This is a genomic window from aff. Roholtiella sp. LEGE 12411, assembly GCF_015206995.1.
In the GTDB taxonomy this organism is placed as follows: Bacteria; Cyanobacteriota; Cyanobacteriia; order Cyanobacteriales; family Nostocaceae; genus Komarekiella.
Genome location: NZ_JADEXR010000022.1, coordinates 1 through 14,513, shown reverse-complemented (window position 1 = coordinate 14,513; position 14,513 = coordinate 1). Strand labels below are relative to the sequence as shown.

Here is a 14,513-nt window from a genome sequence, read left to right as displayed (position 1 = left end):
GTTTTCAATCTCTTGTTTTAAAGCTTGGGGAAATTGTTGTAAAGAAAACTAGCCTCTACAGCTTTCTCCAGTAGGTATTGGATTATGAAAGTAATAGCGAAACCCCGATCGCAAATCTGTCTTGGAAAGTTCTGAGTGTTTTTTGCAAAATCTCAAAACTGAAATCGTATATGGCTGAAGAACTGAGTTTTCAAGGTGATGGTAGCAATCGCCTACCACCCCAGAATATTGAAGCGGAAGAAGCGATTTTGGGGGGAATTTTACTAGATCCAGAAGCGATCAGTCGAGTTAGCGATCGCCTCCTTCCAGAAGCTTTTTACATTAGCGCTCATAAAGATATCTATCAAGCGGCTGTGAGGCTCCACGCTCAAGGTAAACCCACAGACTTGCTCGCGGTCACAAGTTGGCTGACTGATCATGATATCCTTGCCCGCATTGGTGGGAGAAATAAATTAGCAACTCTAGTAGACCGCACAGTATCAGCAGTAAACATCGACTCTTTGGCAGGGTTGGTGATGGAAAAATACCTGCGGCGACAGTTAATCAAAGCTGGTAATGAAATTGTGCATCTCGGTTATGAGACAGAAACTGAGTTACCAATCGTCCTCGATCAAGCAGAACAGAAAGTCTTCGGCGTTACTCAAGAACGTCCGCAATCAGGTTTAGTTCACATTTCTGATACCCTGATTAATAACTTCCAAGATATTGAAGATCGAAATCAAGGCATTGCCTTACCTGGTATTCCCTGCGGATTTTACGATTTAGATGCCATGACCAGCGGCTTTCAGCGTTCTGATTTGATTATTGTCGCTGGGAGACCCTCAATGGGGAAAACGGCCTTCTGCTTGAATCTTGCTCATAACATTGCCGCTACTTATAAATTACCAGTTGCTGTTTTCAGCCTGGAAATGTCCAAAGAGCAACTAACACAACGTCTATTAGCTAGTGAAGCGCAAATTGAAAGTAGTTATCTGCGGAGTGGACGCCTCAGTCAAACACAGTGGGAACCTTTAAGCCGTGCTATTGGTACTCTCTCAGAAATGCCAATTTATATGGACGACACGCCCAATATTACAGTCACACAAATGCGTAGTCAGGCGCGGCGACTCCAAGCAGAACAAGGAACCCAACTAGGATTGATTGTCATAGATTACTTGCAATTGATGGAAGGAGGAGGTGATAACCGCGTCCAAGAATTATCAAAAATTACGCGGAATCTTAAAGGTTTAGCGCGTGAGTTATCTGTACCAGTTATTGCCCTATCTCAGTTGAGTCGAGGGGTAGAAGCACGCACCAATAAGCGCCCGATGTTGTCTGATTTGAGAGAAAGCGGAAGTATTGAACAAGATGCGGATTTAGTAATAATGTTGTATCGCGATGAATATTACTCCCCAGATACTCCCGATCGCGGAATTGCAGAAGTAATCGTAGCTAAACACCGCAATGGCCCTACAGGTACTGTAAAACTTCTATTTAATCCACAATTTACTAAGTTTCAAAATCTCAAAATTTAAAAATTTAGCTAGACAAAATAATTAGTAAAAAAGACTGGGTAGTGGGGATAAAAGATTGGGTAAAAAAGGAAAAATTATGGAATTTGCTCTAACCCAGAACATATTTTGGAACATCTTCCCAATCCCCAATTCCCAATCCCCAATCCCCAATCCCTACTTAACTTCTAGTAATTCCACATCAAACAGCAGAGTGGCGTTTGGTGGAATCACACCACCAGCACCGCGAGAGCCATAACCTAACTCTGCGGGAATGATTAACTGACGACGACCGCCTACTTTCATTGTGCCAACTCCTTCATCCCAACCTTTGATTACTTGTCCTACACCGATTTTAAAGTCGAAGGGTTGACCGCGATCGCGTGAGCTATCAAACTTAGTACCATCTTCTAAAGTGCCGGTGTAGTGAACCACAACTTTTTGCCCGGTTTTAGGAGTCGCCCCAGTTCCTTCTTTTAACTCGACATACTTCAATCCAGAAGGGGTAGTTACGGCATTGGCATCAGACATAGTATTACTCGTAATTAAGGTATTGTTTTCAGTTATAGTCATAGGCGCTGCTAGGGTTTGAGTCAATTGGGTAGCAATAGCAGTACCCTGTCTACCACCAACTTGCGCTAACACCAAAAGCACAACAAATGACAGCATGAACACCACGCTGAGGAAAATCGCTTTCAAAATCAGTTCTCCCTACTTAGGTAGTCTGGCAAAAGGATTACCAACAGGACACATTTAGTTTAAATCACAAAGGACATTCTAACGCCAAAGCTTATTTTCTAAATCGCGCAATTGACGCTCTAAACGGTCAATTCTACCCCGTAATTCGTCCACTTCAGACTGGCGAGCCACTCCCAAATCCTGCATCATATTTCGCATTTGTCGTTGCATTTGGACATCCCAGTTTCCCTGCTCCGACTTTAACTGCTGTGCAATATCATCAATTACCGCCTTGGCCTGTTCAGGATTAAGCTTGCCGTCCTTAACTAAGTCATCGCTGACTTGCCGTAGTTTTTCTGCAACTATAGACGTTGTACCAAGACCTACCATCATTAGCTGTTGCAACCAGTTGTTGCTGTCCATACTCCCTTCCTCTTCTTGTTTCAAACCAGCCGACCCTTGCTCCTGAATGTACCCAATCAAGTTATGCTGTAAGCGTAGTTATTCTAGCCTACAGTTCTATTTTGGCAAACTACCAAACACAAGGATCAAAGGGTGTGGTTATAGAATTCCTTAAATTTCAGGTTGCCCCCGATTTACGGGAAAATTTTATTCAGAAGGATGCGGAAATTTGGACAGCAGCGCTGGCTAAATTTCCTGGATTTCTCGGTAAAGAGGTTTGGATCACCCCCAACGGCTCCCAAGAAATTATCATAATAATTCGTTGGGCAACGCAGGAACAGTGGAAAGCCATACCCCAAGCTGATTTGCAGGCAATTGAAGATCAATTCCTTCAAGCAGTAGGAAAATCCTATCCAATTGTGGAGTCAGCTGAGTATCAAGTACGGAAATTCCCCCATAGTTGACGGTAATGCGTATACAAGCAGTGGTGAAACAACGCTGCAAACAGAAATCTGAGGGTTAGCTTGCGACTATCAGAACTTGGATACTGATGTATCGTTAACTGGAGAGCATCGCAGTACATCAAAAGTGCATCTATCGGAGGTGATGACAATTGCGATCGCTTTCAAATCATTATAACTTTTCAACAAACTAGAACTTTTATCTTCAAAACAAGCTATGAGTATACATCTGAAAGAACTTACAACCAGTTATAACTTTTGAAAGAAGAACAAATAACTCCACCCAAAGAAATAATTTTTAATGCCTATTACACCCAAAATAATGGAGCAGTGTATTTGGGTGATAGCCTTAAACTCATCAAATTCATTGATGATAATAGTATTAATTTAATCCTGACTTCACCTCCTTTTGCTTTAACTCGAAAAAAAGAATACGGTAACGAAAGCGCTGAAAAATACATTGAGTGGTTTCTGCCTTTTGCCTATGAATTTAAACGAGTTTTGGCAGATAATGGCTCATTTGTTTTGGATTTAGGCGGTGCTTATCTTCCTGGTAATCCTGTGCGGAGTATCTACCAATACGAACTTTTAGTTAGATTGTGCAAGGAAGTAGGTTTTTTTCTCGCTCAAGAATTCTACCACTACAATCCGGCTCGACTGCCAACCCCTGCTGAGTGGGTGACAATCAGGCGAATTCGGGTGAAAGATTCAGTAAATGTAGTTTGGTGGTTGGCTAAAACACCGAGTCCTAAAGCAGACAACAGAAAAATTTTAAAGCCATATAGCCAAAGTATGAAGCAATTACTCAAAAATGGTTATAAGGCCAAAATACGTCCTAGCGGACATGATATTTCTGATAAGTTTCAAAAAGATAACCAGGGTGCAATTCCACCAAATTTGTTAGAAATTGCCAACACTGAATCAAATAGTACTTATTTACGGCAATGTAAAGCAGCAGGAGTTAAGCCCCATCCAGCACGTTTTCCTCAAGGGTTCGCCGAGTTCTTCATCAAATTTTTAACTGATGAAGGTGATATAGTTTTAGACCCCTTTGCAGGTTCCAACACAACCGGATTTGTTGCTGAAACTTTACAACGCCAATGGATATCTTTTGAAAGTAATGAGGATTATGTTATGGGAAGTCGCTATCGATTTAGTCATTAGTCATTAGTAAGGAAAAAGAACAAATGACAAATGACTAACAAATTACTTAAATTTCTCGATTTACCTGCATTTGATGAACTTGATCCGCTAGCTCTTGACGACTTTGATCATCCATTTTGTCAATTGCTAACATACCCATGAGAATAACCTCTTTTAAGGTTAAACGTGTTGAATGTGCCTGTTTTTGCACAATCTCCTTAATAATTGGACTAACACCAATTGCTGTACTAGCTCTAGCCACAGAATAATAGGGAAACACTAATGACTTAGCCTAAATATTAGCACTTCCAATAAACTTCTTCTATATATTTCAAACTTAATTTAAATCTGTTTAAACAGATAATACTTGCGTATTGATAACATGGCATCGTATTATATCAGCAACCTCAACAGTAGCTTTTAGGTTATTCCTCTAAGATTTCTACTAAGTCTTCAATCATCACATCAAAGGTACGAGCTAACTTATGGATAGCAGTAAAATCAACTGTTGTCATTCCAGAACGCCGAGCATAACTTCTAACTGTGCTATAAATTACTCCAGAACGATCAGAAACCTCCTTCAATGTCCATTTTTTCTCTTGCGCTAGTTCGCGAATTTTTAATCTGACTAATCCCATACTTGACCGTTGATGCAATTGCATCGTTTAATTTTATATAAGAATATTAAAAGGCGATCGCCCCCGGTCTACCAATCTCAAGGCGATCACATAGCTACCTAATTTTAAGCTTTCTAAAATTAGGTAAATATTTATCATATTAGCAACATCAAAAGCAAAAACATCTACCAATAGATAATCAAAAATCACCCACAAATCGCCAATTCTGTACCACTAGCAAAATTTGTGACACAACAAGCAGTAAGAGTAATGTTCAAGGCTGTAATTTAATACCAAAAAAAATTTGCTTTGAAGAAATTGTAAATTGTCCAATATAATCCCATTAACCACTTTACAGAACTACACAGTGTAAATAAGAATAATAATTTAACCGAAGTAAAATTTTCCTGAATCCAGCCAGTAAATGTTGTCATAGGAAAAAACAGTGAATACAGGAGAGATAGAAGGATGAGGGACCCTTATCTGTTGGCAGCAGGCTTGTTAACAGGATTGGCAATACCAGCGTCGGCTCTTCCACATTTATCAATGATATTGCCAAACAATTCTAGATTCCTGTGGGATTTAAAACAGGGTTCACAGCCAACAGTAAATGAGAAAATCATCCCTAGTGTTAACCTATCTTCTCCAGAATTTAGTAACCAGGCTTTACAACCCCTAGATCAGGTACAGCCAACAGTCGGTGAGAAAATCATCCCTAGTGTTGATATCTCCTCTCCAGAATTAAGTAATCAGACGGAGCCATCACTTAACCCTAATTTCTCAACGGCTAACGGCACATTTTTATCTGGAAATCAACTTTACTACCAAAGATTAGCGGCTCTAAAAACAGGTCAGATCTATAAACATGCAGATGATGATAGCTTGCAGTCATTATGGCAGTCAGCTAAAAACCACCAACTTACTTATGAAGACTGGAAAAGATTATTAGCTTTGGAAGCCAAAGCGATCGCCCAAGGTCAAGGTGCGAATAATCTGAGCATTTTATTAGGCGATTCTTTAAGCCTATGGTTTCCCAATGAAAAACTGCCTAGTGGTAAATTGTGGCTAAATCAGGGCATATCAGGAGATACCTCTAGTGGCATTTTAAAGAGATTGGGGGCATTTTCGGCAACACGACCCAATGTAATTTACATCATGGCTGGAATTAATGACTTACGCAAAGGTGCTAGTAATGAAGTAATTTTGCGTAATCATCGGCGGATTATCCGTATATTACGGCATAATCACCCAAAAGCTCAGATAATTATCCAATCAATTTTGCCTACTCGCCTTTCGTCAATTTCTAATAGCCGAATTCGTCACATAAACGAACAACTTGCTCTAATCGCTAAACAACAAGGAGCTAGTTATCTAAATGTTTATAGTTGGTTTACGGATTTGCAAGGTAATTTGCGCCCAGAGTTAACCACAGATGGATTGCACCTGTCTCTAGATGGGTATGATGTATGGCAATCAGTACTACAGCAGGTAGAATTCAGGCTCACTCAGCGCGAGAATTGAGCGATCGCTTTGCCGAAGTTGCTGGCGATCGCAAGCAACTTCGTTAGCATTCTAGTATTTGTAGAGGCACAGACAATAAAAATCCTATAGTTTAACGCCTAAAGCTTCTCTATTTAAAACCTGATTCAACTTTCCGCTACGATAACCTTCTAAATCCAAGGTTACGTACATAAATCCAAAATCCTGAAATGTGGAAACTAAGGTTTGTAAATCTGTAGTCAACACAAAATCTTTGATTTGTTCTGGTGGTAATTCAATACGTGCTGTATCGCTTTGTGATCGCACACGTAAATTCTGCCAACCTAGTTTCCGCAAGAAAATTTCTGCCCTACCAACTCGTTGTAACTTGGCTACAGTAATCTCTTCACCGTAGGGAAAGCGAGAACTCAGACAGGGTTGAGCAGGTTTATCCCACCAAGGTAAACCGAGTTGTTGCGAAAGTTGGCGAACTTCTACTTTAGTAACACCAACTTCTGCTAAAGGCGATCGCGCACCTCTTTCCTTAGCCGCCTGAATTCCTGGGCGATAATCATGCAAATCATCAGTGTTCACCCCATCCACTATATATGGATAACCCAATTCCCAAGCTAAAGGTTTGAGAGTGTCGTGCAATTCACTTTTGCAAAAATAACAGCGGTTGACTGGGTTAGAGGTGTAATTAGGATTTTCCATCTCGTGAGTCTGGACGACTTTATGAGGAATCCCAATCGTTGCTGCTTGAATTTTGGCATCTTCCAACTCTTCGGGTAACAGCGAAGGAGAGACAGCTGTTACAGCCAAAGCGCGATCGCCCAACACATCATAAGCAATCTTGGCAACCAAAGTGCTATCAACACCCCCAGAGTAGGCAATCAATGCCTGCTCCATTTCTAAAAATAAAGCTTTTAGTTGCTCCAACTTTTCTGTCAGCATCATTTCCCATCCTGCTAAAACCCAATAGCACCCAATAAATACTATTGTAGTCAGCAGTCAGGAGATAGGAGTCAAGGGTCAAGGGTCAAGAGTCAGTAGCTATTCCCCTTGTCTCCCACTCCCCCACTCCCCCACTCCCTCATCTCTCATCAGTTGCAGTCGGTAGTTTACTATATTTAGCTATTAAATTTGCTAAAAGTGGTAAATCAATAGGCTTAGAAGTATAGTCATTGACTCCAGCAGCTAGACAGATTTCGCGATCGCCTTTCATCGCCATTGCTGTTTGGGCAATTACTGGAATCGTCCGGTAGTGAGGATTTTCTCGTAGTTGTTGCACCAATTTAAGACCGTTTCCATCTGGCAGGTAGACATCCATTAAAATCACTGCTGGATCTAACTGTGTTAACGCTTCCCACATCTCGATAGCAGTCTTTACCCAAGTCACCTTATATCCCAACTTACTTAAATAAATTTGCATCAAGTTGGCGTTAGGTAAATCATCTTCTACCAGCAAAATATCTGTAGAGGAACTAGAAGCGAGATAGGACGGAGGGACAAGTAAATTAGCGGACAAAGAAGAATTACTGACTCCCCCTCTCTCATTTTCTCCCGCCTCTTGGTTGAGGGGAAGTACAAGAGTAAAACGGGAGCCGCGATCAATTTCAGATTCTACTTCCACGCAACCACTATGAATTTCTGCAAGTTTCCGAGTTACTGTTAAACCCAATCCAGTACCTTCGATGCCATCAGCTACAGCGTTAGCAATTTGGAAATAGGGTTGAAACAAGTGAGCTTGGTCTTCTTGAGAGATGCCAATGCCTGTATCCCAAACTGTAAAATACACAAATACACCTTTGGGGGCTACCTGTAAGCCAACACTTCCGGTATTGGTAAACTTTAAAGCGTTGAAAAGTAAGTTCAACAGCATTTGCTTGAGTCGCAAGGGATCAGCTACTAGGGTTGTAACATCAGGATCTAGTTCTAGGCGCAGTTTCAAACCCTTATTAGCGGCTTTCTCTTTCACCATCGCCAAAACATTGCTACACAACACTGGCACATCCACGGTTTCCCACTGCACTTCCAGCTGGTTTGCTTCAATTTTAGAGAGATCCAAAATATCATTAATTAGCGCTAGCAGGTGCTTACCACTTGACTGAATGATAGTTAAATACTCTTGGTGGCGTTCTCTGGTGGGATCGTAGCCTTGAGCTAAGAGCAAGTGGGTAAACCCGATAATGGAACTAAGCGGTGTGCGAATTTCGTGACTGGTATTTGCCAAAAACTGGTTTTTGAGTTGATTAGTGCGCTCCAGTTCTTGATTAGAGCTACCTAATTGTTGGTATCGTTGCTGGCAAGATATTATTTGCCTAAGCTGTGCCAAAGCCGTAGTACACTGCTTGGCAGACCTTGCCATCAATTGTGAGATGAGTTGAGCTTGTGATGCTATAAGTAAGTCGCAATTAGATGCTAGGGGTGCTGTAGCGATCATTAGCCAGCCTATAACGTCGCCAAAATTATCCACTAACCGCCATGCCTTTGGTGGTTGTTGCTTCTCAAGCTGCTGCAAATCTTTGAGTTCTATGACTTCTTGTAACTTTAACCGCAGCTTTTTGCGTTTTTTGGGCGTCACTTCTAGGAGTGAAGATTGTGAAGTTGAGGATGGAGAACAAGAAATGTAACAAACTGTGCCAACTGTTTCTTGCGGTTGAAATAGAGCGATGCCTACGATACACTGCGTGAACGCTACCCTACTGGTATCCATAGCACTGTAGAGCTCATTCACCAGAGTTTGAAAAATTTCCGTTTCTGCGGCTTTTGCCTGTGGAACAGTTATACAAGCAGAAAGTAGGCAATCATTAAGGCGACTTTGCAACTGGTTCAAGCTGCTCTCCAGCCACAACTCGGCACGAAGTTGCTGAATTGTTTTCAAAAGTGTTGGCGTTGGATCTATCTGTGAGTTCTGTTCTGGTAAGCTTGAATACTGCTGCATGGTCAACTAGACCGGTGAACAAGTTAGCTTCGCATAAAAATGCGAACAGGATTCTATGTAAATTAGCGGACAACTCTTTTATATTTATAAACCATAACTTATGTAGCAGCCAGTCCCAAAATTATTGTATTAAATTACTCATTTAAAATTTTTTAATAAGCAACTTAAAACTATGGATACACAATTCGCTCAACTAATCGTCAACGGGATTGCTGTGGGAAGCATTATTGCTCTAGCAGCAGTTGGATTGACACTTACCTATGGAATTTTACGGTTATCTAACTTTGCTCATGGTGACTTTCTGACTTTGGGAGCTTATCTTACCTGGCTGGTAAATACTCTTGGAGTCAATATCTGGCTGTCGATGATACTGGCGGCGATCGGAACAGTAGCAGCGATGCTTTTATCAGAAAAGTTACTCTGGTCAAGAATGCGCTCTATCCGTGCTACCTCCACTACGCTGATTATTATCTCCATAGGACTGGCCTTATTTATTCGCAATGGAATTATTTTAATTTGGGGCGGTAAAAACCAAAATTACGATGTACCTGTAACTACTGCTCTAGATATCTTGGGCTTAAAAGTACCACAAAATCAATTATTGGTATTGGGTTTAGCAGTGCTAGCAATTTTGGCGCTGCACTACCTTTTGCAAAACACCAAAATTGGTAAGGCGATGCGAGCAGTTGCTGATGATTTGGACTTAGCCAGAGTTTCCGGTATTAATGTTGACAGAGTAATTATGTGGACTTGGCTAATTGCTGGCACTCTCACATCTTTGGGCGGCAGTATGTATGGGTTAATTACAGCTGTGCGCCCCAATATGGGATGGTTTTTAATTTTACCATTATTTGCCTCAGTAATTCTCGGCGGAATTGGCAATCCCTACGGTGCGATCGCCGCAGCTTTTATCATCGGTATTGTTCAGGAAATCAGCACCCCTTGGCTGGGTTCTCAGTATAAACAAGGTGTCGCACTGTTGATTATGATTTTGGTGCTGCTCATTCGTCCCAAAGGTTTATTCAAAGGCACGATTTGAGCAGCACCATTCCACTTCTAACTATTGAATAATGTGGAAATAGTACGCAGCTACCAGAAAGTTGATAGCTAACAGTAGCAGTGCCCAGCCTGTGCGAAAGGCGTAGGGAGGTTTAGCTCCACTGTCGGCAACTGGTAAATCTTTACTTTTAGCAGTCATAATGCGGTTCTCCTAATGTCAGGACTTTTTAAGAAATACCAAACAGGTGTACCCATTACCCAAAATGTTTAAAAATATTTGTGTGATTTGGGCATTGGGGATTGGGGGCTGGGGAGTGAGGAGTGGGAGAGTGGGAGAGTGGAGGACGTAGCAACATAATTATTCTTGTCCCCCCCTGTTTTGCCTCATCTTCCCCTCCTCTACTCCTCCTATCTCCCCCTCTTCGCCTGCGTGGTAGGAACTACGAACTAGAGGGCCAGAACGGACGTGGTTGAATCCCATTTTCCATGCTAAGCTGCCAAGCTGCTCGAATTCCTCTGGAGTCCAATATTTTTGGACTGGCAAATGTTCTAAGGAAGGACGCATATACTGACCCATAGTCAGGCGATCGCACCCCACAGATCTTAAATCAGCCATTGTTTCGATCACTTCATCTAGCGTTTCTCCATGTCCCAGCATCAAACCTGATTTGGTGGGAATAGTCGGCTCGATTTCTTTGACCATAGCTAGCACTCGCAGCGAGCGATCGTACTTTGCTCCTCGGCGCACTGGCCCGGTTAGCCGTCGCACCGTCTCGATATTGTGATTGAAGCAAGCTGGTAAAGCTTGGACAATCATAGCTATCCGCTGGCGTTGATCTTCCTCCTTAGCTGCTATACCACCCCAAAAATCTGGGGTCAGTACTTCAATTTGAGTTTCTGGGTTCAGCTGGCGGATAGTGGCGATCGTTTTCACAAAGTGATTTGCTCCTTGATCGGGCAAGTCATCACGGGCTACAGAAGTCAGCACCACATAATGCAATCCCAAAAGCTGCACCGCCTCTGCCACTTTTTGTGGTTCCTCTAGGTCAACAGGCATTGGTGCATGACCTTTATCAACTTGACAAAAGGCACAAGAGCGTGTGCAGGTAGGCCCCATTAGTAAAAAGGTCGCAGTTTTTTGGGCGTAGCACTCCCCCCTATTGGGGCAGCGTCCTTCTTCACAAATCGTATGAATTTGACGCTGCTTAATAATGCGCTGTACCGTGGAGAGTTCGCTGGCTCTGGCAATAGGGCGACGTAACCAGCTAGGCATTGCTGTAATTTCAGACTTGAGTTGGGCTGGTTGTGACGAAGTCATAGACATCCAAACAAGATGCAGAGATAAAGTAAGGCGAGTTTCTTGTGCCCTTGAGCAAAGTTAAGGCCTTAAATATCACCATGACACAAATTGAAAAGAACATAAGCAAAAGTTTTACAAAATACCTCCAGCTATGTCATTTATACCGAAATATACTGTCCCCCAATCAAGAAAAATTTTGGATATAGTGGGAGCATTCTCAAGGTCAATCGGCAAAGCCGCTATTTACATTTAAAGTTTCTGTTTAGAGCAATCAGCCGTGGCAAGTAACAAGATTCTAGTTATCGATGACACTACAGTTGTCAGGGTAAAAGTACGAGAAATGTTGCCTCCAGGCAATTTCGAGGTACTGGAAGCAAAAGATGGGATGGAAGGACTAAACTTCATCCTTCAGGAAAAACTCAGCCTAATCATGTTGGATTTTCTGTTGCCAAAAATGAGTGGCTGGGAAGTTTTCCAGCAAATTCAAGCCCAGCCGGAGTTACGAAAGATTCCTTTGGTAATCATGTCTGGTCGTAAGGAAGAGGTGACGGAGAAAATCACAGAACCCTTTGAATATTTTGAATTTCTAGGAAAGCCTTTTGATCAGAAGCAACTAATTGGCGCGATTAAGTTAGCTATGACAAAGGCTAAACAGCCTCGCCCCGAACCAGTTTTGGTAGGAGCCGCTGTTGCTCCTAAAAATGGCACTGTAGCAACCTCTAGTAGTACAGGTGTAGCAGTAGCAACCCTTAGTACTGAAAACAGTACATTAGTAGCCTCTAATAGCGGATCTGCTTCCTCCGCAGAAATAAATGCGCTAAATGAGAGAATTGTCACAATGCAAGCGGAAATTGATGGTTTGAAAAAACAGCTAACTCAAGTGGTAACTTTTATTAAACAGAAAATTAAGTAACATTTGCGTTCTCTATTTTCAATAGACTTCTTGCATAAGTCGAGATTTGTTAAATCGAACCACAGATAAACACACACAGAAGCACTGAACGCTGGCTTTCAGGCTCAGAACTTCGCAATAAACACAGATGTTTAAGCTGTTACGCAAATAAGCTTGTATATTTCGTACTTAGGTTGTCAAGAGTCAAAAGTCCACAGTCAAATCAATTCAAAATTCAAAATTAGTAATTCAAAATTTCAATTAGTTCAGGATTGAACCCACCACTAATTGAAGACCACTGAATAAGATTCAGTGGGAGCCTGTACTCGGAATTCCTTAATGCAAAATTAATCTTCTTAATTTTGCATTGTGAATTTGGAATTTTGAATTCAAAAACGGTCAAAGGCTAGCTTGGACTTTTGACTCTTGACCTTGGACAGCCTAAGCACAAAAATATTTGATCTAGACACGCATCAGTTCATCTGTGTGCATCTGTGGTTATTTTTGATTTTATTTAGATCAGTCTAAACATAGAATGTAGGCAAGGCATCACGAGTCGTCGCCGCCTGGTGGCGATCGCATTCTAGCACGAGCACTGAATAGTCTTTGGCCAAACACTATAAGGAAAAATGAGTAATTTTTCAGTACAAATATAGCTATTGCTAGATGCTGTGATTCTCTCGAAAGCTATAATCACAACTGTTGAACAGAGAAATTAACTTGTGGATGTCATACTAGAGCGATCGCACGAATTAAAACAAGCCTTAATTGATTTTGTCCTGGATGCAGAAGGGGAACTAGCACAAGCACTAGAAACGTATGCAGCGGCACATTTACGCCGTGGAAGTGGTGATAGTACACAGCAGGACTTAATTATTGACAGCTTTCTCACCGAAGGGAAGGTCGCTGACTTGTCACCACTAGAGTTGTTTATCCAAAGCAATCCCGATTTATTAGAGAGCGATCGCAACCTGATCAACAACTGGCATCGTAGTTTTATTGGCTTATTTGCCATAGCTAACATTCTACCTGATGGCTTTGAACTAACGAACTGCTTAACAGATAAACACTATATTGTCAAGCCAAACAATGCCAAAACACTACAGGAAATATCTCGCTTAAAAGTAGGAGAAATCATTTTAACCCGTATTTCTCCCGTTACCGATAGTTACTGGATGTTTTCTGGCCCCTACACACTGATGGGTAAATTGGGTAAACCAAAACTTGCTGTAGCAATTGGTAATTTCAAAGATAACTATAAAAGTAATCTTTACAGCGATGCTCCAGACTTGCTAGAAGAAGCTTGGCAGTCGGTAGTACAATACCATCAACAGTTTATTGACTTTTTTGGTACTGATGAAATCACACTGCCTGGATACCAGCTTAATAAAAAAATAGCTGAATTCCAAGAATTAATCACTGAGAAACAATTAGCAGATGCAGGAATTGATACATCCAAATCCCTGGCTGAAGTGGCAGAAGCAGCTGGCATTGGAGATGAGGAAATCAAAGCAGCGGCAGAAGAATTTGGTGCTGACTCAAAGGCAGTTTCTCAAATGTTTAACAGCAAAAACGGTAATAGTAAAATGGTGATGCCAAAGGTTGATTTACCTGCCGAACTTAAGAAAGCAGAACAGGTAACGGCTCTTTCTCATCCTCGTTGGGGACAAATGTTTTTACCAACATACAATAAGATACAAGCAATTTTATCAGCAGAGAACTGGCAAAGCGTTGAAGGATCTGAAAAACTAATTCGCTACTACCTCGAAGATAAAAGTATTAATACTTTTATCTGGCATCGATTAGCGCAACAGTATCCAACTCACTTAGAAAATGTGTTGCAGACATTTCTACAACGTCCAGAATTTAGCCTTGAAACTGACTTAGACGCACTTTTGCAAGAATTCCACAAACCTATTGAGCCGGAATTACCAGAAATTGCCAGTGTACCTATACATCTACACAACTTATTTCAAGAAGCTTTAGGAGAAGTGAACAAATCTAAGCCTAAGAGTAAAGGACAACAAAAGCCAGCAAAGGGTTTTCAACGAAGTTAACAGATATATTACCCAGGAATGGGGGATGGGGAATGGGGCATGGGGCATGGG

16 protein-coding genes are annotated in these 14,513 nt (G+C 41.5%); 7 read left to right on the top strand and 9 right to left on the bottom strand.

From position 1 onward, the window contains the following. Positions 1 to 170 precede the first annotated feature (170 nt). Complete coding sequence (dnaB, locus tag IQ246_RS07480; RefSeq protein WP_194001589.1) at positions 171 to 1,514, top strand: replicative DNA helicase; 1,344 nt, start codon at positions 171 to 173, stop codon at positions 1,512 to 1,514. Positions 1,515 to 1,667: 153 nt separating this feature from the next. Here the strand turns inward: dnaB and IQ246_RS07475 are convergent, their stop codons facing one another. Together IQ246_RS07475 and IQ246_RS07470 are read right to left on the bottom strand one after the other, a co-directional pair. Then, on the bottom strand, positions 1,668 to 2,189 hold the full coding sequence (locus tag IQ246_RS07475) for an FKBP-type peptidyl-prolyl cis-trans isomerase (protein WP_194001587.1): 522 nt from the start codon (positions 2,187 to 2,189) through the stop codon (positions 1,668 to 1,670). 78 nt (positions 2,190 to 2,267) lie between these two features. Next, a complete protein-coding gene (locus IQ246_RS07470) occupies positions 2,268 to 2,591 on the bottom strand; it encodes a phasin family protein (protein ID WP_194001585.1) in 324 nt (107 codons plus the stop codon). A 134-nt stretch (positions 2,592 to 2,725) separates the two neighbouring features. Here IQ246_RS07470 and IQ246_RS07465 point away from each other — a divergent pair, with 134 nt between their 5' ends. Together IQ246_RS07465 and IQ246_RS07460 are read left to right on the top strand one after the other, a co-directional pair. Then, entirely contained in the window at positions 2,726 to 3,034 is a 309-nt protein-coding gene (locus tag IQ246_RS07465) for a TIGR03792 family protein (RefSeq protein WP_194001583.1), read from the top strand. Between the two features lie 255 nt (positions 3,035 to 3,289). Beyond that, complete coding sequence (locus IQ246_RS07460) at positions 3,290 to 4,195, top strand: site-specific DNA-methyltransferase (RefSeq protein WP_194001581.1); 906 nt, start codon at positions 3,290 to 3,292, stop codon at positions 4,193 to 4,195. A gap of 46 nt (positions 4,196 to 4,241) precedes the next feature. On the opposite strand, the gene IQ246_RS07455 is transcribed toward IQ246_RS07460, so the two are convergent. From IQ246_RS07455 to IQ246_RS07445, 3 genes are all read right to left on the bottom strand, one after another. Further along, the gene (locus IQ246_RS07455) at positions 4,242 to 4,454 is read right to left on the bottom strand and encodes a hypothetical protein (protein ID WP_191760344.1); all 213 of its coding nucleotides are present in this window, start codon (positions 4,452 to 4,454) and stop codon (positions 4,242 to 4,244) included. 145 nt (positions 4,455 to 4,599) lie between these two features. Continuing rightward, complete coding sequence (locus IQ246_RS07450; RefSeq protein ID WP_194001656.1) at positions 4,600 to 4,812, bottom strand: helix-turn-helix domain-containing protein; 213 nt, start codon at positions 4,810 to 4,812, stop codon at positions 4,600 to 4,602. A gap of 33 nt (positions 4,813 to 4,845) precedes the next feature. After that, the gene (locus IQ246_RS07445) at positions 4,846 to 5,001 is read right to left on the bottom strand and encodes a hypothetical protein (protein ID WP_194001579.1); all 156 of its coding nucleotides are present in this window, start codon (positions 4,999 to 5,001) and stop codon (positions 4,846 to 4,848) included. Between the two features lie 258 nt (positions 5,002 to 5,259). Between IQ246_RS07445 and IQ246_RS07440 the strand changes: the two genes are divergently transcribed. Continuing rightward, complete coding sequence (locus tag IQ246_RS07440) at positions 5,260 to 6,312, top strand: SGNH/GDSL hydrolase family protein (protein WP_194001577.1); 1,053 nt, start codon at positions 5,260 to 5,262, stop codon at positions 6,310 to 6,312. 84 nt (positions 6,313 to 6,396) lie between these two features. Here the strand turns inward: IQ246_RS07440 and larE are convergent, their stop codons facing one another. After that, complete coding sequence (gene larE / locus IQ246_RS07435; RefSeq protein WP_194001575.1) at positions 6,397 to 7,227, bottom strand: ATP-dependent sacrificial sulfur transferase LarE; 831 nt, start codon at positions 7,225 to 7,227, stop codon at positions 6,397 to 6,399. Positions 7,228 to 7,363: 136 nt separating this feature from the next. Next, on the bottom strand, positions 7,364 to 9,214 hold the full coding sequence (hrmK, locus tag IQ246_RS07430) for a hybrid histidine kinase/response regulator HrmK (protein WP_194001573.1): 1,851 nt from the start codon (positions 9,212 to 9,214) through the stop codon (positions 7,364 to 7,366). 172 nt (positions 9,215 to 9,386) lie between these two features. Here hrmK and IQ246_RS07425 point away from each other — a divergent pair, with 172 nt between their 5' ends. After that, the gene (locus tag IQ246_RS07425) at positions 9,387 to 10,253 is read left to right on the top strand and encodes a branched-chain amino acid ABC transporter permease (protein WP_194001571.1); all 867 of its coding nucleotides are present in this window, start codon (positions 9,387 to 9,389) and stop codon (positions 10,251 to 10,253) included. A 21-nt stretch (positions 10,254 to 10,274) separates the two neighbouring features. Here the strand turns inward: IQ246_RS07425 and IQ246_RS07420 are convergent, their stop codons facing one another. Both IQ246_RS07420 and lipA read right to left on the bottom strand, forming a co-directional pair. Beyond that, entirely contained in the window at positions 10,275 to 10,412 is a 138-nt protein-coding gene (locus IQ246_RS07420; protein ID WP_194001569.1) for a photosystem I protein PsaX, read from the bottom strand. A 159-nt stretch (positions 10,413 to 10,571) separates the two neighbouring features. Beyond that, positions 10,572 to 11,531: a lipoyl synthase gene (lipA, locus tag IQ246_RS07415; RefSeq protein WP_194001567.1), complete on the bottom strand. Its 960-nt coding sequence runs from the start codon at positions 11,529 to 11,531 to the stop codon at positions 10,572 to 10,574. 259 nt (positions 11,532 to 11,790) lie between these two features. Here lipA and IQ246_RS07410 point away from each other — a divergent pair, with 259 nt between their 5' ends. Then, positions 11,791 to 12,426: a response regulator gene (locus IQ246_RS07410; protein ID WP_194001565.1), complete on the top strand. Its 636-nt coding sequence runs from the start codon at positions 11,791 to 11,793 to the stop codon at positions 12,424 to 12,426. Between the two features lie 701 nt (positions 12,427 to 13,127). Further along, the gene (locus tag IQ246_RS07405; RefSeq protein WP_194001563.1) at positions 13,128 to 14,462 is read left to right on the top strand and encodes a hypothetical protein; all 1,335 of its coding nucleotides are present in this window, start codon (positions 13,128 to 13,130) and stop codon (positions 14,460 to 14,462) included. Positions 14,463 to 14,513: the final 51 nt, after the last annotated feature.

What these genes read in the sequence shown, in the direction of transcription:
- larE (WP_194001575.1), bottom strand. Translation starts at nt 7,227, where the DNA reads ATGATGCTGACAGAAAAGTTGGAGCAACTAAAAGCTTTATTTTTAGAA.
- IQ246_RS07425 (WP_194001571.1), top strand. Translation starts at nt 9,387, where the DNA reads ATGGATACACAATTCGCTCAACTAATCGTCAACGGGATTGCTGTGGGA.
- hrmK (WP_194001573.1), bottom strand. Translation starts at nt 9,214, where the DNA reads ATGCAGCAGTATTCAAGCTTACCAGAACAGAACTCACAGATAGATCCA.
- IQ246_RS07440 (WP_194001577.1), top strand. Translation starts at nt 5,260, where the DNA reads ATGAGGGACCCTTATCTGTTGGCAGCAGGCTTGTTAACAGGATTGGCA.
- dnaB (WP_194001589.1), top strand. Translation starts at nt 171, where the DNA reads ATGGCTGAAGAACTGAGTTTTCAAGGTGATGGTAGCAATCGCCTACCA.
- IQ246_RS07450 (WP_194001656.1), bottom strand. Translation starts at nt 4,812, where the DNA reads ATGGGATTAGTCAGATTAAAAATTCGCGAACTAGCGCAAGAGAAAAAA.
- lipA (WP_194001567.1), bottom strand. Translation starts at nt 11,531, where the DNA reads ATGACTTCGTCACAACCAGCCCAACTCAAGTCTGAAATTACAGCAATG.
- IQ246_RS07420 (WP_194001569.1), bottom strand. Translation starts at nt 10,412, where the DNA reads ATGACTGCTAAAAGTAAAGATTTACCAGTTGCCGACAGTGGAGCTAAA.
- IQ246_RS07470 (WP_194001585.1), bottom strand. Translation starts at nt 2,591, where the DNA reads ATGGACAGCAACAACTGGTTGCAACAGCTAATGATGGTAGGTCTTGGT.